Source organism: Timaviella obliquedivisa GSE-PSE-MK23-08B, from assembly GCA_019358855.1.
Lineage (GTDB): Bacteria > Cyanobacteriota > Cyanobacteriia > Elainellales > Elainellaceae > Timaviella > Timaviella obliquedivisa.
Window position 1 is genome coordinate 211,591 of sequence record JAHHII010000005.1, and the last position, 19,005, is coordinate 230,595.

General features: G+C 47.4%; 11 protein-coding genes and 3 pseudogenes. 8 read left to right on the forward strand and 6 right to left on the reverse strand.

Translation table 11 applies throughout. The features are described from left to right. Positions 1–47: 47 nt before the first annotated feature. On the reverse strand, positions 48–827 hold the full coding sequence (locus KME11_11455) for a GntR family transcriptional regulator (GenBank protein ID MBW4515832.1): 780 nt from the start codon (positions 825–827) through the stop codon (positions 48–50). Positions 828–1,345: 518 nt separating this feature from the next. Here KME11_11455 and KME11_11460 point away from each other — a divergent pair. From KME11_11460 to KME11_11490, 7 genes are all read left to right on the forward strand, one after another. Continuing rightward, positions 1,346–2,545, forward strand: a complete 1,200-nt coding sequence (locus tag KME11_11460; GenBank protein ID MBW4515833.1) for an ABC transporter ATP-binding protein — start codon at positions 1,346–1,348, stop codon at positions 2,543–2,545. Positions 2,546–2,649: 104 nt separating this feature from the next. Next, complete coding sequence (locus tag KME11_11465; GenBank protein MBW4515834.1) at positions 2,650–3,951, forward strand: substrate-binding domain-containing protein; 1,302 nt, start codon at positions 2,650–2,652, stop codon at positions 3,949–3,951. 193 nt (positions 3,952–4,144) lie between these two features. Continuing rightward, complete coding sequence (locus KME11_11470) at positions 4,145–5,041, forward strand: ABC transporter permease (GenBank protein ID MBW4515835.1); 897 nt, start codon at positions 4,145–4,147, stop codon at positions 5,039–5,041. Between the two features lie 7 nt (positions 5,042–5,048). Further along, positions 5,049–5,900, forward strand: a complete 852-nt coding sequence (locus tag KME11_11475) for an ABC transporter permease (protein MBW4515836.1) — start codon at positions 5,049–5,051, stop codon at positions 5,898–5,900. A 468-nt stretch (positions 5,901–6,368) separates the two neighbouring features. After that, positions 6,369–7,019 carry a DUF1190 domain-containing protein gene (locus tag KME11_11480; protein ID MBW4515837.1) on the forward strand — a complete coding sequence of 217 codons (651 nt, stop codon included), beginning with the start codon at positions 6,369–6,371 and terminating at the stop codon, positions 7,017–7,019. A gap of 72 nt (positions 7,020–7,091) precedes the next feature. After that, positions 7,092–8,399: a glutathionylspermidine synthase family protein gene (locus KME11_11485; GenBank protein MBW4515838.1), complete on the forward strand. Its 1,308-nt coding sequence runs from the start codon at positions 7,092–7,094 to the stop codon at positions 8,397–8,399. Positions 8,400–8,417: 18 nt separating this feature from the next. Continuing rightward, on the forward strand, positions 8,418–9,143 hold the full coding sequence (locus KME11_11490) for a hypothetical protein (GenBank protein ID MBW4515839.1): 726 nt from the start codon (positions 8,418–8,420) through the stop codon (positions 9,141–9,143). Positions 9,144–9,337: 194 nt separating this feature from the next. On the opposite strand, the gene KME11_11495 is transcribed toward KME11_11490, so the two are convergent. The 5 genes and pseudogenes from KME11_11495 to KME11_11515 all read right to left on the reverse strand — a co-directional run bounded on the left by KME11_11495 (position 9,338) and on the right by KME11_11515 (position 17,789). Further along, positions 9,338–11,044, reverse strand: coding sequence for a response regulator (locus KME11_11495; GenBank protein ID MBW4515840.1), 1,707 nt, complete (start codon positions 11,042–11,044; stop codon positions 9,338–9,340). A gap of 91 nt (positions 11,045–11,135) precedes the next feature. Then, the gene (locus KME11_11500) at positions 11,136–12,521 is read right to left on the reverse strand and encodes a response regulator (protein ID MBW4515841.1); all 1,386 of its coding nucleotides are present in this window, start codon (positions 12,519–12,521) and stop codon (positions 11,136–11,138) included. Between the two features lie 69 nt (positions 12,522–12,590). Further along, positions 12,591–15,317: pseudogene (locus KME11_11505) on the reverse strand (HAMP domain-containing protein). Between the two features lie 177 nt (positions 15,318–15,494). Further along, positions 15,495–16,064: pseudogene (locus KME11_11510) on the reverse strand (HAMP domain-containing protein). Positions 16,065–16,073: 9 nt separating this feature from the next. Further along, positions 16,074–17,789: pseudogene (locus tag KME11_11515) on the reverse strand (HAMP domain-containing protein). Positions 17,790–18,186: 397 nt separating this feature from the next. Between KME11_11515 and KME11_11520 the strand changes: the two are divergent. Further along, positions 18,187–18,594 (forward strand): hypothetical protein, encoded by a 408-nt coding sequence (locus KME11_11520; GenBank protein MBW4515842.1) that lies wholly within the window; start codon positions 18,187–18,189, stop codon positions 18,592–18,594. The last annotated feature ends 411 nt before the right edge of the window (positions 18,595–19,005 follow it).

Consider the following 19,005-nt stretch of genomic DNA (forward strand, 5'->3'; position numbering starts at 1 on the left):
TGGCAGGCATCTTTTAGCAAAGAATAAGTAGTAGATGTCTGCTTTTTTTAAGAGCTTGAGGGAATCCGAGTATTTAGTAAATCAGTCAAACTGGTTGGTTTTTTTAGCGAGGCACGAGAATTTAAGGCTTTCTCAATTCCATCTAAATGACGCATTGCTGCTGCAACAGCCGCTTCCTCATTGCCAGATGCAATGCATTCTAAAATTTCGCTATGCTCGTCTTTGGTACAAATAGGCATACTCCTGACTTCGTAAAAAAATGCCAGTGAAGCTTGAGGGACTAACTCTCTTAAGAACTTGCCCAGAAATCTATTCCGACACAAATCGGCAAGTTGTATGTGGAAATGAGCCGATAGCAGCGTCAATCGAGGAATATCTTGCGCTTCGCAGGCTTGCCGTTCTTCTGCAACTAGTTTTTTCAGGGCTGCTATTTGTTTACGGGTAATAGTTTGGGTAACTTCCCGAACGATCGCCGCTTCGGTGAGCCGCCATGCCTCGTAAAGTTGCTTTGACTCTTCCAGCGAAAGGCTAGAGACAAACGCACCTCGGTTAGGTTCTAGCTTTACCAGGCGATCGTGCGCTAACCGTTGCAGCACCTGCCGAATGATTGTCCGGCTGACCCCATAATACTCAGCCAAGAGGCTTTCACCCAGCTTCGTTTTTGGCGGCAGCCTGCGCTCTAGGATGGAGTTGTAAAGCTCTGTGTAGATGACATCCTCAGTGGGCTTGTTGGATGGAGTGGGCGATGGTGCAGCGGGCATAAATAAATTGACTTTCAGCAGGGAGTTAGGGCGATCGCGAGATGAATGAGAGAAAGATAATGACATACTCTCGTCTCTCATAGCTATATTAGCCGCCAAAAATGACAAATTGTGCTCGTCCTGTTCTTAAGCCTCTCGATTCATAGTTTCTATTTTGGGTAGACCGCTTCATCGCTGAAAAAGTTAATCGCTAAAAAAGCTTTTACAAAGACCTGATTGAACCTGATGCGGCTCTGATTGTTCTTTGAGCCTGAATGTTCTCTAAGCTCCTGATTGAAATCGTGAAATTTGTATCCAGAAACACTTTTTTGAACTGAGAAGGCGTGTACAAAAGTTGTATACAATTATCGTCTACAATTTGGTTCTCTTAGATTGTATCAAACATGCCAGTTTCAGAGTTCTTTTAGATCTATTACTGGACTATTCAATTTGACGAGAAGTTATCCAGGAGGGCGTTGATAAGCGCGCAGAAAATTCTTTGGTAGACCGAGAGGCGTTTCTTCAGCTATTTTGCAGCATTCATTCAAAGATTTTCACTCAGTTAATCAGGTTCAAATATTTATTCTTCTTATGAAGGAGCAATCATGACCATTGATACCGGAAGAAAAACGGTTGAAGTAAACAGACCTGTCCCATCCTCTCCTGCCAATATTCAGCAAGCTTTGGCACAAGCCGCTGCTGGGGTGGCGCTGCGATCGGTCACTAAAAAGTATGGTTCCGTGATAGCGGTTGAAAACATTACGCTTGACATTCCGGCTGGCAAATATTGTTGTCTTTTGGGCCCAAGCGGTTGCGGTAAAACGACTGTGCTCAGAATGATTGCAGGACACGAAGATATTACAAGCGGCGATGTTCTAATTGGTGATAAGCGTGTCAATGATTTGCCAGCCGCCAAACGCAGCACTTCGATGATGTTTCAAAGCTATGCTCTATTTCCCCACAAAACGATTTGGGAAAACATTGAGTTTGGTTTGAAAATGCAAAATGTACCAGAAATAGAACGTCGTGCCCGTGTGGGAGAGATCTTGGAAATGATTGGTCTGAGCCACACAAGCGATCGCAAACCAACCCAGCTTAGCGGCGGACAGCAACAGCGAATTGCTTTAGCACGCGCACTCGTCACTCGTCCCCAAGTGCTCATGCTAGACGAACCTCTCAGTGCATTGGATGAAAACCTGCGGGTACGAATGCGAACTGAACTCCGCAAAATTCAAAAGCAATTTGGCTTAACGTTTATTCAAGTCACACACCATGTAGAAGAAGCCTTCTCCCTCTCTGACATGGTAGTTGTCATGACCCACGGTCGCCTTGACCAAGTTGCCACTCCAGACGAATTATACAATCGTCCAGGTTCTCAGTTTGTTGCCAAGTTCATGGGCGACAATAATATTTTCACGGGTAAAGTGAAAAACGTGATCAGTGATGCTGAATTGGATGTTGTGCAGTTAGAAATAGAGGGTTTTGGTAATCTTTACTGCCGAGGCTACTCCAGCCCAGTTGGGACAGAGGCAGGATGTTCGGTTCGTCCTGACTTACTCCATGTTGAGGCTTACAACCCAGACGTTGCCGCCGAATCAACCCTTGCAGGGAACCAGGTTGTCGCCCGAATCACCGCCATAGAAATGACTGGATACGTAACGCGAGTTTCGCTAATGGCAGAAGCAACCGGACAAGAACTGCTCTATAAAGCTCGTACAGATGATTGGAATCGTAATTCCTTCCGCGAAGGACAGCTAGTTGTCCTCAGTTGGTCAAAAGATGATTGCGTTTTTCTTCCTTACTAGCCACCCAATCTATAGATTTCTTCCAACCTCGAATGAATCGCTACGCAAATTCGCTTCGTAGACCTTTGTGCTATCCCTATTGTATTTTGTGAGCTTAAATACCCATGTCAAAGATTAGTCGTCGTCAAGTGATCAGAACCGGACTTGCTGCTGGAGCAATGGTTGCGGCGGTGAGCTGTAGCTCCAAGAAGGAAGCCTCAAGTGGAGGTGCGCCAGGAGTAATCACCAATTCTTACAAAGATGTTACGCTGCGGTTTATCGGCACCGGAGCCGCTCAAAGTAAAGAGATTAAAGCCCAAGCTGAGAAAGATTTGGGCTTCAAGATTCAACTGCGGGCACTGGGCACTGAAGAGAATAACCAGATTGCCATTACTCAGCCTAAGCAGTACGACATTTTTGATGGAGAATATTTCAGTTTGCCCCTGGTGTATCCATCAGGAAACCTGCAACCGATCGATATCAGAAAAATCAAAAACTGGGACAAAATCGTTCCCTATTTCACTACAGGTAAGTTTGACGACGGTGCAAAGGTTAATGATTCTCAAGGTACGGCTCCCTTCAGAGTAATGTACGTTAAAGACAAAGATTCCAAAGAGTTTTCAGCCACTCCGACAGACTGGGCAACGTTAATTCCGTTTCAATATAATGCCGACACGTTGGGCTATCGACCTGATTTAACGGGCAAGAAAATTGAATCTTGGGCAGAAATGCTTGATCCACAATTCAAAGGCAAAACTGCACTGTTAGATATCCCATCGATCGGGATTATGGATGCTGCAATGATCCTAGAGGCAGCAGGCATGATGACCTTTGGCGACAAGGGCAACATGACTAAGGCAGAACTCGATAAAGTGACCGATATGCTGATTAAGCTCAAGAAAGATGGGCAGTTCCGAGCATTTTGGAAAAACTTTGATGAGTCCGTTAACTTAATGTCATCTGGGGAAGTAGCGCTGCAATCCATGTGGTCGCCTGCGGTCACTGCCGTCAAAGCTCGAGGAATTAACTGCATTTATGCGCCCCTTAAGGAAGGATATCGCGGTTGGGGAGGAGGCATTGGAGTTTCTAGAAATCTAGAAGGTGTTGGTCTAGATGCTGCCTACGAGTACCTCAACTGGATGTTGGATGGGTGGATGGGTGGATTCTTGGCTCGTCAAGGTTATTACAGCGCTGCACCAGAAACTGCTCGTAATTTCATGAAGCCAGAAGAGTGGGATTTCTGGTATGAAGGCAAAGCAGCAGCGACAGATATTATTGATCCGTTTGGCAAGAAGATTGAATCGAAGGGTGCCGTGCGCGATGGTGGCTCGTTTAAGGAACGCTTCGCCAACATTGTTTGCTGGAACTCGGTGATGCAAGAGCAAACCTATCTGGTTCAGAAGTGGAACGAATTTGTGGCAGCTTAGACCTCTTAGATCTCTTAGATCTTAAAGAAGGTCTTAACGGTTGAGATTTCAATTTATAACGATGTTATGAACGTCTAACCTTTGAAGGCGAATTGAGTGATTGGACTGAAGATCTTCATTAATCTGATCACAAAGTTCGCCTTTTAATTTAATCTCCACAGCCAAGCTAAATACCATGACAGCCACTCCCAACATCCCAACGCCCCTCCAGCCAGCCCGTTCTAGTCGAACTAAGCCGTTTAGCTGGAAAGGACTTCAGCCTTACCTGCTGGTATCACCCCAGACAATCGTTCTACTACTGTTTTTGGTTTTACCAATCGCAGCCATCATCATTGTGAGCTTCTGGAACTTTAACGGCTATTCCATGGTTCCTGGCTTTACGCTAGCAAATTACATCACGGTTTTTACATCGAAGGTGACAGTTGCAACTTATCTCAACACGTTTAAGTTTACGGCAATTGTTTGGCTCCTTTGTTTGCTGATTAGTTATCCCGTTGCTTATTTTCTTTCGTTTCACATTAAAAATTCAAAGTGGCAGACGATTCTCTTTCTGGTTTGCACGGTTCCATTTTTGACATCTAATATTATTCGGATGATTTCCTGGATTCCATTCTTGGGTCGGGAAGGGTTGCTGAACCAAGCCTTGATGGGATTAAACCTGATCGATCAACCCATTGAAAAGTTTCTTTTCTCTGACTTTTCGGTGATTTTGGCAATGGTGCATCTTTATGCTCTATTCATGGTGGCACCCATTTTTAACAGCATGATGCGAATTGATCGATCGCTGGTTTCGGCAGCAGAAGATGCAGGGGCTTCGCCCTTTCAAATTCAGAAGGAAATTATCCTGCCATTATCAGCTTCAGGAATTGCGATCGGCACCATTTTTATCATCACTCTAGTCATGGGAGAGTTCGCCACCGTACGACTGATGGGCGGTGGACAGGTTGCCTCAGTCGGAAATTTGATTAAAAACCAGATTGGTAGTTTGCAATATCCCCTGGCTGCGGCGAACGCAGTCATCCTGCTGATCATTACGCTGATTCTGGTTTCTGCTATTTTGCGCGTGGTTGATATTCGTAAAGAACTGTAGGAGAGTTATGGAAAAGAAAAAACGCCCATTATCTTATTATTTATTGGCAGCGTTCTTTGGACTGTTTGTCTTATTTCTCTACGGCCCCATGTCTGCTATTTTTATCCTGTCCTTGCAGGGTCCTGAAGGCAATTTGACTTTTCCAATGAAAGGGTTTGGCTTTACATGGATGCAGTCTGTATTTGAGGAACAACGGGTTGGCAACTTTGTCGATTCTTTCTGGCGATCGCTTTGGTTAGGGTTGATAGTCATGGCACTGACCGGCATCTTTAGCGTCATGTCAGGCATGGCATTTCGTAGCCGATTTAGAGGAGCCAGTCTGATTTTTTACCTCACCATTTCCAGCCTGATCGTTCCTAGCATTTTAATTTCCTTAGGAATTGCAGTGGTATTCAACTTGGCAGGTCTACAAAATGCTTGGTACACCTCAGCTTTGGGAGCGCATCTGACCTGGACAATTCCGTTTGCTTTCTTGATTATGCTAGGAATTTTTGGACGATTTAACCCAGCTTACGAGGAAGCCTCCCGTGACTTGGGCGCTAACGATGTCACCACATTTTGGCAGATTGTTTTTCCTCTGATTGCTTCTAGTGTTTTAGGTGTGGCATTGCTAAGTTTTACGCTGTCATACGATGAGTTCACGCGCACTTCTCTAGCATCCGGTGATACTAATACTCTTCCTCTAGAAATCTTTGGAATGACAACTAATGTCACGTCTCCTGCCTTATACGCGTTAGGAACTCTAACCACTATTTTTTCGTTTGCATTAATCGGTCTAACTCTACTTACAGTTAACTACTTGACCAACCGCCAAACGAAACCAGCGCATAAGTCGGCATTGCCCAATATTAAGGGGTAACCCCAAGTCATCTATTCTGTGACAGATTTTGAGAAACTGAGTTTGTCGATCGCCATCAGTTGTTCCTTTTTAGGAATTAGGCAGTAGCGATCGACTCTTAAGATTGGGTTGAGCTAATTTCTTTGAGAACGATCAGGGTTTCTCTACTAAGCGTGAAACCGATTATCTCAACATGGTATAAATTTGTGGCAACCTCTTCTCCTCTAGAATGTCACTGCTGCTTTACTGAAACACCGCCCAGATTGTAGCAATGTCTCCTATACCTTGGTCGATAATCTTGAGCAAATTTCTCTGAAGAGCTTAAGATTTTAGAGGTTAGAAAACCTAGTAGACGATGGTAGTGCAGGCATAGTTCAGCATCGGCAAATGGCGCTAAGAAGGTTTGCAGGCAAGATGTTCTGCTAACCGTGTTTGCTGACCTAGACTGCTGATTTTAAGGAGGAGAGACGTTAACATCGCAGATTTGCTATGACTCAAGATAACAATCGCAGTACAACAATCCGTTACCTCCTGATTGCATCGGGTGTACTCGTTGTTGGCGGTTTAGGCTATCTTGCCTACGACCTCCTTAATCCGTATCAGAATGTGCGCTACTATGCTTCTGAGCAACAATGCATCATAGACGCGATCGCCCGTCAGAATGCTATGTCTCAGGAACAATGCCAGGCTCAATTCCAATATGCATTCCAGGAATATGAACGGGTTGCTCCGGTCTATCGCTCGCAGGCAGAATGCCAAGAGGATACAGCAGGCATTTGCTCACAAGTGTTTGACCTCAGCATCGGGGCACTTGGATGGCGACCCGATTTCGGCGGCTTCTATTTCGTAGATGACGTTGGTAATGGCTCTAATTTAAACAGTATTTATGTGGGTACTACTCGCTACACGGTCTATCCGGTGCAACCCGTTTACCGCTCCACTGCCGGGATTGTGACTCCGGCTAGAATCCAGATTGCATCTCCGCAGACAGGCGTACCGTTAGAGTCTCGATATTTTTCTCGCAGTACCACCATCCCGACCCGCCCCAAAGGTCACGCGGCTCAAGGCACCATCAAAGGAAGAGGCAACTTTGGGAATTCTGTTCGCTCCACAGCCCCTAGGGGTGCCGGAGGTAAATGATTCCTACGGTTTTTTAGGGTAATTCTCTAGGCAAATTGTCGACTTTCAGCCCACTTGACTGGGGTCATAGGTATGTATCCATTTTTAGTTCCGCAACGACACAACTGGCAACAACACATATTGAACAATGCCTACCAATGCCAGCCGTTAACAGACATCAAACAATGCTACTGGGTGGAGGCGCTGCCTCGTCCCTTTGGCGTTATGTTCTCGCGTGAAGAGGAGACTAAGCTCTGGGACGCGACCACAGCCCTGTGGGACATGTGTCGAGAGTTTTTAGACTGGTTTTTTTCTGCCAATGGATTAGAGGATCGGTTGAAAAAACTTGCTATTCCACCAGCTTTTTGGGAGGTGATTCAAGTCTCCTGGGATCGCGTTGACCCAGAAGAAGATCTGTCCCTTTACACCCGCTTTGATCTGGCAGTCACAGAGCAGGGACGAATCAGCCTCTTGGAGATCAATGGCGAAACCCCGCTATTGGGTGCAGAGACAGTCTATCAGTGGCTTTGGTTCGAGGATATGAGACGATCGACTGGAAAAATACGATCGCTCCCTGAAGATGCGGATCAATGCAACAGCTTCTGGGACGAGGTTGCAGGTCAGTTTCGGATTCTGAGTCGCCAATACGACTTAAAGAACTTTGGACTCAGCTTGTTGATCGATGAAAACTTTCCAGAAGATACGGAAATGGCAGGGCAGTTGGTTGAAATTATTAACCAAGAGTTGGGGGGCGATCGCTTTTTTACCCAACTTGTCGGACTGCGGCAACAACTAGGAGTTGATGAGGACGGATTTTTTGTCGATCAGTTTAACAATCGCATTTTTCGGTTATGGAAAATTGTCGATTGGCTGGATCTACAGCTTGCAGCCCAATCTTTCAACGCTGATAAAGCTCTGGCGGCACGGTTACTTTCGGGTGATGTCAAAATTTTGGAACCCTTGTGGAAACAAATTTTGAGCAATAAAGGAGCCATGGTCTGGATGTGGGAATTATTTCACAACCACCCCGTCTATGGTCAATTCTTGCTGCCTACTTTTTTTAGAGACACAATTTCGATCGCCTCAACCGAGTTGCTGGTACAAATGCATGTCAAGAAACCCCTGACTGGTTTGGAAGGTGTTGGCGTTTCCATTGAAACAGGAGACGGGATAGCCGGGGCAGTTCACTCCCGCGATGCCAGAGGTTATGAGCGCGAGGGGTTCATTATTCAGCAATATCAACCCTTGCCTGAGTACTTTGGCTATCACTTCGTTGTCGGCTCGTGGATTGTGGGTGATACGCCAGCAGGTCTAGTCTTACGTGGAGATACAAACCCCATCACCGGACGGCACTGCTTAATCATTCCTCATATCGTGAGCGATAGTTTGCTAATTACATAAGTCTACGGGGTATGAGCAATGAAACTACAAGTTCATGACGCTAAGGGAGTTCCAATTTTGAGCAGCGATTGGACTGTAGACGAATTTATTCCTGATGAGTTCAAGATTCCAACTGTTGAAGCTGCGACACAGGCAGGGTTTATCGATCTCCTGAGCAGGGATGTCTTCTCCGAGGGGGATAGTTTGTCCCTCTATGAACACCTTTTAAGCCGCAGTTCTGAATTCTCGACAGAATTCATGATAATGGTTGAGTTCTGGCTCAGAGATGAACTCCGGCACTACTACGCGTTACGAAAGATATACCACCTTGTGTCAGATTTATCGATCGCCGCGATCGACAATTGTAACTACGATCGGGTACATGAGATTGAACCGATTTCATTCCTGGTTGAGAATGAATTTACGATCTTAGTGGGTTTAATGTTTGACGAGATGGGATCTGTCTGTTCTTACCGAAAAGATATCACGGAATTTTATCAACCCTATGGTAGAGAATTTGCACGGGTAGGACATCTGGTAATGCAAGATGAAGGACGACATCTTAGCAATGCGGTCACTCTCATCAAGTCTCGTCATGCTGATAAAATCTGTCAGATTGAACCATTACTACAAAAGATCGATCTACTAGAGTCTAGTCTTTCCTATTATCCAAAAACTTTTTTTCTCGATCATGTTCAGGAGCGACATCGATTCCCTGAAAATTTTAATGCACAGGTAATTCAGAAAGTTCTTTCCCTGTTCTGATACGATAGTTAGCTTCTTATGTTTTGATGGCTAAAATTAGGTAATTGATTAGGGTTAAGATGTGGCAGATAACCCAATTCTTCAGACTTTGATTTTGATATCTTTCTGTGTCAGAGCGATCGCCTCCCGTTATTCATCAATCCTGTTCATCGATCATACTGTCGAGTCTTTTCTGTCGAATCTTTTCTGGGTGTTTAGAGGGCTGGCAGTTTTCCGACTTTTGTTCTGACTGCTTCTGCTACGGCTTCAATCAACTGAGTTGGATCAATGGGTTTGGAGAGGAATTGTTGAAAGCCGACTGAGAGGGCTTGATGTCGATCTTCTGGCTTAGTATAGGCAGTCAGCGCGATCGCCGGAATAGTTCTCACCCCTTGTTCTTGTTCAAACGTCCGCACTCGATGCAAGAGTTCATAACCATTTTCGTCAGGCATAGCAATGTCGCTTAACAATACATCGGGCTGAGCGTGTTGCAAGCAATCCATCCCCTCTTGTCCGCTCGCCACCGCAGTTACCTTAGCCCCAGCGATCTCCAGCACCGTCGCCAAATAGCTCCGATTGTCAGAATTGTCATCGACTATCAAAACGGAAATATCTTCTAGTACCAGGCTGCCGGGTAACAACTCCGGGGTTGACCTCTGAGACGAGGTGTCGGGTTGAGAGGTTGTAGTGTGTAACGGCAAAAGGATCGTGAAGGTCGTGCCTTTATTCTTGCCCTTACTAGCAGCGTCAATTCTACCGCCGTGAAGCTCAACGAGTTGACGAACGATCGCCAGCCCTAGTCCTAACCCATCGTGAGAACGGGTGGAGGATGAATCTGCTTGGCGAAAGTATTCAAAAATCTGGGGCAAAAAATCTGGGTCAATGCCTATTCCGGTATCGGTTACAATGATTTGAGCAAATGCAGTCAGGGGTAACGGGTGCCGCGTCGTAGGTTGTGGCGTTTGTCTCCCGCTTCCCCCTGACTCCCTGCCCATTACTTGATTTAACTTCACATCGACCTGTCCACCCTCTGGCGTGAACTTGATGGCATTCGAGAGTAAATTTCTAAGAACTTGCTGTAAACGCTGAATGTCGCCGTTGACAATGCAGCGATCGCATGTAAGCTCAGTGGTCAGTTGAATGCCTTTTTCGTCTGCGGCAGGACGGATGGACTCCAGTTCTTCTGAAATTAAATTGACTATATTGATCGGGTGCTGACGAATTTGCACTTTGCCGCTGGTCAGGCGGGCAACATCTAAAATGTCCTCAACGAGTTGTGCCTGAGATTGGGCATTGCGATGGATAGTTTCGAGAGCACGACGAGCTGCGAGCGCATCCAGTTTGTCTGTTACCAATAGTTTTGACCAGCCTAAGATCGCGTTCAGCGGGGTTCGCAGTTCGTGGGAGACGATCGCCATGAATTCGTCTTTCATCTGGTTGGCAGACTCTGCCTGTTGACGAGCTAGCTGCTCCTGGATAATCTCAATCTTCTGCACCGCTAATTCTGCCGATTGTCGCTGGATTTCCTCGGATTTTTTGAACAACTCGACAAATACCGCGACTTTGGAAATGAGAATTTCGGGATTGACGGGTTTAAGCAAATAATCCACTGCTCCTAAGGCATAGCCCTTCATCTGCCACTGATCGTTGGTGCTAAAAGCGGTGACAAAGATAATGGGTGTTTGCTGCGATCGCTCTCGCTGCCGAATTAAGGAAGCGGTTTCAAATCCATCCATCCCTGGCATCTGCACATCTAGCAGAATCACAGCAAAATCTTGATTCAACAGACATCGCAGTGCTTCTTCTCCTGATCGGGCTGTCACCAGGTTCTGCCCCAACCTAGACAAAATGGCTTCCAGGGCGATCAAGTTTTCTACACGATCGTCAACTAGAAGGATGTTGGCTTTGAGTTCAGAGGACATGGTAAGGAGAATAAAGTGTGGAGAATGTGAACGTCAGTCGAACAGAGAGAAGTGAGGCTGAAGGCTTAACTGTCCCCCAGGGCTTCAGCCCCTAGTCACCAGATTGTAAGAGCCAAACTCGTAGCAGTGACAGCAGTTGTTCCATTTCAACAGGTTTGGTGATGTAATCGCTTGCGCCTGCCTTTAGACACTTTTCCCGATCGCCTTTCATCGCTTTTGCCGTGAGAGCAATCATGGGTAAGCGAGCAAATTGACTCATCTGCCGGATCGTTTGCATGGTTTCGTAGCCATCCATGCCGGGCATCATAATATCCATCAATACAATATCAATATCAGGATTTGCTTGTAATAGGTTGATGCCATCTCTGCCGTTTTCGGCGTAGAGAATGTGCATTTGCTGGCGCTCTAACAGGCTGGTGAGGGCGAAAATGTTGCGAACGTCATCATCTACAATTAGCACTTTTTTGTCTGCCAAAATCGGGTCGTTACGCCGCAGTTGTTCTAGGATCAACCGTTGGCGATCGGGCAGGTTTGCCTGAATTCGATGGAGGAACAGGCTCGTTTCGTCGAGCAGGCGTTCAGGCGATCGCGCATCTTTCAAGATCAGCGTATCAGACAGTCGGCGCAGTTCTGCTTCTTCTTGAGCCGTTAACTCTTTGCCTGTATAGACAATGACTGGCAGGCGACCTAAGTTGGGTTCACGTTTGATTTGTTCGAGTAGTTCAAAGTCCTTGGCATCGGGCAGCAGCAGATCGAGCACGACACAGTCAAACTGCTGGGAACGGATAGCGCTTAGGGTTTCGGCGGCAGTTGCAACCGCCGTAATGCTGATATCGCCATTCCCAATCAAATCAACGATACTTTGGCGTTGCAGTTCGTCGTCTTCGACCACCAACAGGTTTTTCACCAACCGTTCCACAAACTCTTTCATGCTTGCCAGAGCGTTGAGGAGAGATTCACTGCTAACGGGTTTCTGCAAATAGGCGATCGCACCTTGTCGCAAGCTGCGATTTTGCCCATCTTCTACAGTCATGATGTGAACAGGAATATGACGAGTCGTAGGATCTTGCTTGAGATAGTTCAACACTGTCCAACCATCTAGAATAGGCAACCGGATATCTAGCATGATGGCAGAGGGTTGAAATTCTTGTGCCATTTGTAGCCCCACATCTCCTCGGGTGGCAACTAAACCTTTGAAATTATGTTGCCGTGCCAGATCGAGCAGGATACGAGCAAAATTGAGGTCGTCTTCAATAATGAGTAGGGTTCGATCGTTGGCTTGAATAGAGACGCGATCGTCTTCCAGCATCAGATCGGCTGAAAACGTACCGACCTGAGTGGTGGTCACTGGAATGACTTGTTGGATTTTTGGGAGGACGGTTGGGGCGACAACCTCTGTCGGGCTCAGGGCGATCGATGGGATACCCGCTTGGGGCGTAGAACTGTTTGGCATGAGCGATCGGCGATCTCCCTCCATTCGTCTTGCGTTCGACTGAGCGCTCAGACTGTTCCCTCTCTCTCTCCCCTGTCCAATAGAATAAGTCAGCGGCAAGTAGAGCGTAAACCTGCTACCTTTACCCAATTCGCTCACCAAACGAATCTCACCGCCCAGCAGTTGGGCAATTTCGCGGCTAATCGACAAACCCAAGCCTGTTCCTCCATAGCGACGACTGGTCGTTCCATCTTCTTGTTGAAAGGCTTCAAAAATTACTTGCTGCTTGTCCGCTGCAATACCAATTCCAGTATCAGTGACAGCAAAAGCGATGACGCAATCTGCCTCATTGAGGCTAGCTTTTTCAGGACTCCAGCCTGTTGTTGCTATGTCAATGTCTAATTGCACCCGACCTCGCTCAGTGAATTTAAAGGCGTTCGCCAGTAAGTTCTTCAATACCTGTTGCAGCCGTTTAATATCGGTATAAATGGTTTGAGGGAGTTGTTCGCTGAAACGTAGGTAGAAATCGAGTTTGCGATCGATCGCAACTTGACGGAACGTGCGCTCTAGATGGACGTGCAGATCAGCAAACAAGATTTGCTCAGCATCGACAGAAATGGTGCCCGATTCGATTTTTGCCAGGTCGAGAATATCATTAATTAACCCTAGCAAGTCATTTCCAGCAGAGTAAATGGTCTGGGAATATTCCACCTGCTTTTGAGTCAGGTTAGTCTCAGTGTTATCAGACAATAGTCGTGCCAGAATTAGCAAACTATTAAGGGGTGTCCGCAGTTCATGGGACATATTTGCCAGAAACTCAGACTTATATTTGGAGGTGAGTGCCAATTGTTCAGCTTTGTCTTCCAAAGACAGTCTTGCCTGTTCAATTTCGCTATTTTTTCGCTCTACTTCTGTGTTTTGTAGCTCCAATAGTTCTGCTTTTTCTTGCAGTTCTTCGTTAGTCTGTTGCAGTTGCTCCTGCTGACTCTTGAGCAAATCTTCTGACGCTTTTAAAGATTGAGCCTGTTGTTCCAAGCGTCGGTTTGTGTCGGTGAGTTCACTTTGTTGACCTTGCATTTCTTCTGCCAAAGATTGAGACTGTTTTAGCAGTTCCTCGGTTCGCATACTGGCGGCGATCGTGTTGAGAACGATCGCAATACTCTCGGTCAGTTGGTCGAAAAAAGTGAGGTGAATTTCATTGAAGCGGTTGAAGGAAGCTAGTTCGATCACGGCTGTCACTTGTCCCTCAAACAGAACGGGCAATACGACAACGTTCATGGGCGAGGCTTCACCCAATCCAGAATTAATTTTGATGTAGTCTTGAGGAACTTCGGTAATGAGAATACGCTCCTTCTCTAGCGCACATTGCCCGACCAGTCCTTCACCAAGATAGAAGCGATTTGCCAGACTCTTGCGCTCTCGGTAGGCGTAGGTACTCAGCAATTTTAGGAACGATGCTTGGATCTCGCTGGTTTCTAGCAGGTAGAAAACACCATGCTGCGCAGAAACCAACGGAGCCAGTTCGGACAGGATGAGCTTGGAGACAGTTTCTAGATCGCGTTGCCCCTGCAACATCCGGGTGAATTTTGCCAGGTTGGTTTTGAGCCAGTCTTGCTCAATATTTTTCTGAGTGGTTTCGCGCAGGTTGGCAATCATCTGGTTGACGTTATCTTTCAGAATGGCGACCTCGCCCTGCGCTTCAACGGCAATCACCCGTGTCAGATCGCCCTTGGTCACAGCGGTTGCTACCTCAGCGATCGCTCGTACCTGAGTCGTGAGGTTCGCTGCCAGTTCGTTGACGTTATCGGTCAGGTCGCGCCAGGTTCCCGATGCGCCAGGCACTTTCGCCTGACCTCCTAATTTCCCTTCAATGCCCACTTCTCGTGCCACGGTCGTGACCTGGTCGGCAAAGGTTGCCAGCGTGTCGATCATCTCGTTAATGGTGTCTGCCAGTGTTTCAATCTCCCCTTTGGCATCCAGCATCAACTTTTGCTTCAAGTTGCCGTTTGCGACTGCTGTCACGACTTTAGCGATGCCTCGGACTTGCGCCGTCAGGTTGCCCGCCATTGAGTTCACGTTATCGGTCAGATCTTTCCAGATGCCAGCCACGCCCATCACCTGCGCCTGTCCCCCCAACTTACCCTCAGTTCCCACTTCCCGCGCCACCCGCGTCACTTCTGAGGCAAAGGAACTGAGTTGATCCACCATGGTGTTGACCGTGTTTTTCAGTTCAAAAATTTCGCCGCGCACGTCCACGGTAATTTTTTTAGACAAGTCGCCGTTGGCGATCGCTGTGGAGACTTCGGCAATGTTTCGTACCTGTGCCGTCAAGTTACCCGCCATGGAGTTTACAGAGTCAGTCAAATCTTTCCAAGTGCCTGCCACGCCGCGTACTTCGGCTTGTACGCCCAGTTTGCCTTCGGTGCCGACCTCGCGCGCCACCCGCGTTACTTCCGAGGCAAAGGAGTTCAACTGATCCACCATGATGTTGATGGTGCTTTTCAGGTCAAGGATTTCGCCTTTTACGTCCACTGTGATCTTTTTGGACAGGTCGCCGTTTGCCACTGCCGTCGTGACTTCGGCAATATTCCGCACCTGCGCCGTCAAGCTACCCGCCATAAAGTTCACAGAGTCGGTCAAATCTTTCCAGGTGCCAGCCACGCCGCTCACTTCGGCTTGTACGCCCAGCTTGCCTTCAGCCCCTACTTCTCGTGCCACCCGCGTCACTTCTGAGGCAAAGGAATTCAACTGATCCACCATGGTATTGACGGTGTTCTTCAGTTCCAAAATTTCGCCCTTAACATCGACCGTGATCTTCTTGGAGAGGTCGCCGTTCGCTACCGCCGTTGTTACTGCCGCAATGTTCCGCACCTGTGCCGTCAAACTCCCAGCCATGAAGTTTACAGAATCGGTTAAATCCTTCCAGGTTCCGGCAACACCCCGTACGTCAGCTTGCACACCCAGCTTGCCTTCGGCTCCTACCTCACGCGCTACCCGCGTTACTTCTGAGGCAAAGGAACTAAGTTGATCGACCATGATGTTAATGGTGTTTTTCAGTTCAAAAATTTCACCTTTGACTTGCACTGTAATTTTTTTGGAGAGGTCACCGTTGGCGATCGCGGTTGCCACTTCGGCAATATTTCGCACTTGTCCAGTTAAATTTCCTGCCATTGAGTTAACGTTGTCGGTCAGGTCTTTCCAGGTGCCAGCCACGCCCGGAACTTGCGCTTGTACGCCCAGTTTTCCTTCGGTTCCGACTTCGCGCGCCACCCGCGTTACTTCTGAGGCAAAGGAACTGAGTTGATCCACCATGGTGTTGATGGTGTTTTTCAACTCTAGAATTTCACCCTTCACATCCACGGTAATCTTTTTAGAGAGGTCGCCGTTTGCCACCGCCGTCGTGACTTCGGCAATGTTCCGTACCTGTGCCGTCAAGTTACCTGCCATGGAGTTTACAGAGTCAGTCAAATCTTTCCAAGTGCCTGCCACGCCGCGTACTTCGGCTTGTACGCCCAGTTTGCCTTCGGTGCCGACCTCGCGCGCCACCCGCGTTACTTCCGAGGCAAAGGAGTTCAACTGATCCACCATGATGTTGATGGTGCTTTTCAGGTCAAGGATTTCGCCTTTTACGTCCACTGTGATCTTTTTGGACAGGTCGCCGTTTGCCACTGCCGTCGTGACTTCGGCAATATTCCGCACCTGCGCCGTCAAGCTACCCGCCATAAAGTTCACAGAGTCGGTCAAATCTTTCCAGGTGCCAGCCACGCCGCGCACTTCTGCCTGACCCCCCAGCTTCCCGTCACCCCCCACTTCTCGCGCCACCCGTGTCACCTCAGAAGCAAAGGAGTTGAGCTGATCCACCATCGTATTAACGGTGTTTTTTAGTTCAAAAATTTCGCCTCTGACATCGACCGTAATTTTGCGAGAAAGGTCACCATTGGCGATCGCCGTTGCCACTTCCGCAATATTTCGCACTTGCCCAGTCAAATTCCCCGCCATCAGGTTCACGTTGTCGGTCAGGTCTTTCCAGGTTCCGGCAACGCCAGGGACTTCTGCCTGTACACCCAACTTGCCTTCCGTGCCCACTTCCCGCGCCACCCGCGTCACTTCTGAGGCAAAGGAGTTCAACTGATCCACCATTGTATTGACGGTGTTTTTCAGTTCCAAAATTTCGCCTTTGACATCGACTGTAATTTTGCGAGAGAGGTCACCATTGGCGATCGCCGTTGCCACTTCCGCAATATTTCGCACTTGCCCGGTCAAATTCCCCGCCATAAAGTTCACAGAATCGGTCAAATCCTTCCAGGTGCCAGCCACACCTTTTACCTCTGCCTGTCCGCCCAGTTTGCCTTCTGCGCCTACTTCCCGCGCCACCCGCGTCACTTCCGAGGCAAAGGAATTCAACTGATCCACCATCGTGTTGATCGTGCTTTTCAGATCCAGAATTTCACCTTTAACATCGACGGTAATCTTTTTAGACAGGTCGCCCGTTGCTACAGCGGTTGTCACTTCGGCAATGTTCCGAACCTGTGCCGTCAGATTCCCCGCCATTGAGTTCACAGAATCAGTCAAATCCTTCCAGGTGCCAGCCACACCAGGGACTTGCGCCTGTACGCCCAACTTGCCTTCCGTGCCCACTTCCCGCGCCACCCGTGTGACTTCCGAGGCGAAAGAATTCAACTGATCCACCATGATATTGATGGTGCTTTTCAGGTCGAGAATTTCGCCCTTTACGTCTACCGTGATTTTCTTCGATAGATCACCATTTGCCACAGCGGTTGTCACTTCGGCAATATTCCGCACTTGCGCTGTCAAGTTCCCCGCCATTGAGTTTACGTTATCGGTCAAATCTTTCCAGGTTCCGGCAACGCCTTTCACTTCTGCCTGTACGCCCAACTTGCCTTCTGTGCCCACTTCCCGCGCCACCCGTGTGACTTCTGAGGCGAAGGATTGAAGCTGATCCACCATGGTGTTGACAATTTGCGCCGTTTGCAGAAATTCCCCTTGCAGCGATCGCCCTTCAATTTCTGTCGCGATCGCCTGGGATAGATCGCCATTTGCCACTGATCGAATCACGCGTGTGATTGCTGCCATGGGCTGCACTAAATCTACAATTAGCGTGTTGATCGACCCTTCACAAGCCTTCCAAGAACCCTTTGCTCCGCCCAGCGAAGCTCGTTCATTCGTTTTGCCCTCTTTCCCCACCACCGTACTGATCCGCTCTAGCTCTGTCGTTATCTGCTCGTTCTTGTCAATAATGTCGTTGAGCGTGTCAGCAACCTTACCTGCGATGCCTGTCTGATCAAAAGGCATTCGCACCGAGAAGTTTCCTTTCTTCACTTCAGTCAAAACTTTAAGCAATTGCTTCAGGTCTAGACTATCGGTTTCAGCAAAAGTTTGAGCGGTTGTCATATTCTGCGACGGCTGTTAACGAGGGTGGTTAAAGGATAACGCTGAAGAAAAGTAAGTTTCTAAGGCAAAAACCTTCTCAAGGAAGAACATACTTTCCCTTAGGGATTATTTCCTACAAAAGACTGACGCGTCTTCATACTTTAGATAGAAGATAGATCTTCTATGATTCAGTCTAGGGAGAGATGTTAAAATAGCACTGTTGGCGCAGTTTAAGTAAGTCAGCTATTACGCTCAAGCTTGCCTGAAGGAGTTTGTGAGTTTGCTAGTGGGTAGCTGGTATAAGCGCTCGATTCTCCGAATGCCAAATACCTGTTACGTGTACTACCCTGGCTATTACTATACTTTTTACCACGCTAGTCCCTTGTCCGATCAATCGCTAGACAATGAAGCAAATAATGAAGTGGCTCAGTTGGGAAACAATTTACCCCAACTGATGGATTCGGTCGTTCAAGCCGTAACAAAAGTAGGTGAAGATCGGGACTTAGAAAGTGCCTTGTTCGTTCGAGATGAAATTCGTCGCTTACCTGACGCGCTGGTAACGGAGATTTTAAATCAACTCATTCTCAGGCTAATCTTTGTTGATCCTCTCTTGTGCCGTTGGTTTGTGTTAGATGTGTTTTTGCATGATGCTGATCCTGCTGCAAAAGCTGATGTTGCCGAGCGAATTAATGTATTAATAGCAGACTTGCGATCGCAGCAAAAATAATTTTTCTATAAAGCTCATTTAATACTTTTTCTGACAAAAATTCAATAGCTATTAAGAGGATGTCTGAGAAGTATCAAAGATTCTTACACTCGCCCCCCAACCCCCCATTTTGGGGGATTTAGGGGGCGGATTGGATAGCAACCTAGACTTCTCAGACATCCTCTAAGGCAGAAAATTATGAGGCGATAGAGATAGAAATGTGAAACCTCTGCTGAAGTTTCAGCAAGAGCACTGCCTCTCATTCCATTGCAGCTAATTCTTTGCAATATTGCCAATGACTAAAACGTTTTTCTTGCCTCTTCCCTGCAAGGGCAGGGGAACCAGATTGAACTTGGAATGAAGTCATGACTTATGCTTTGGGCATTTGATGCGTCATCCTGATCTTAAAATTCTTCAAGACGCAGTCAGAAA

Excerpts from the sequence above, each read along its gene's own strand:
- KME11_11455 (MBW4515832.1), bottom strand. The coding sequence starts at position 827 with ATGTCATTATCTTTCTCTCATTCATCTCGCGATCGCCCTAACTCCCTG.
- KME11_11460 (MBW4515833.1), top strand. The coding sequence starts at position 1,346 with ATGACCATTGATACCGGAAGAAAAACGGTTGAAGTAAACAGACCTGTC.
- KME11_11465 (MBW4515834.1), top strand. The coding sequence starts at position 2,650 with ATGTCAAAGATTAGTCGTCGTCAAGTGATCAGAACCGGACTTGCTGCT.
- KME11_11475 (MBW4515836.1), top strand. The coding sequence starts at position 5,049 with ATGGAAAAGAAAAAACGCCCATTATCTTATTATTTATTGGCAGCGTTC.
- KME11_11480 (MBW4515837.1), top strand. The coding sequence starts at position 6,369 with ATGACTCAAGATAACAATCGCAGTACAACAATCCGTTACCTCCTGATT.
- KME11_11485 (MBW4515838.1), top strand. The coding sequence starts at position 7,092 with ATGTATCCATTTTTAGTTCCGCAACGACACAACTGGCAACAACACATA.
- KME11_11490 (MBW4515839.1), top strand. The coding sequence starts at position 8,418 with ATGAAACTACAAGTTCATGACGCTAAGGGAGTTCCAATTTTGAGCAGC.
- KME11_11495 (MBW4515840.1), bottom strand. The coding sequence starts at position 11,044 with ATGTCCTCTGAACTCAAAGCCAACATCCTTCTAGTTGACGATCGTGTA.
- KME11_11500 (MBW4515841.1), bottom strand. The coding sequence starts at position 12,521 with ATGGAGGGAGATCGCCGATCGCTCATGCCAAACAGTTCTACGCCCCAA.
- KME11_11520 (MBW4515842.1), top strand. The coding sequence starts at position 18,187 with ATGCCAAATACCTGTTACGTGTACTACCCTGGCTATTACTATACTTTT.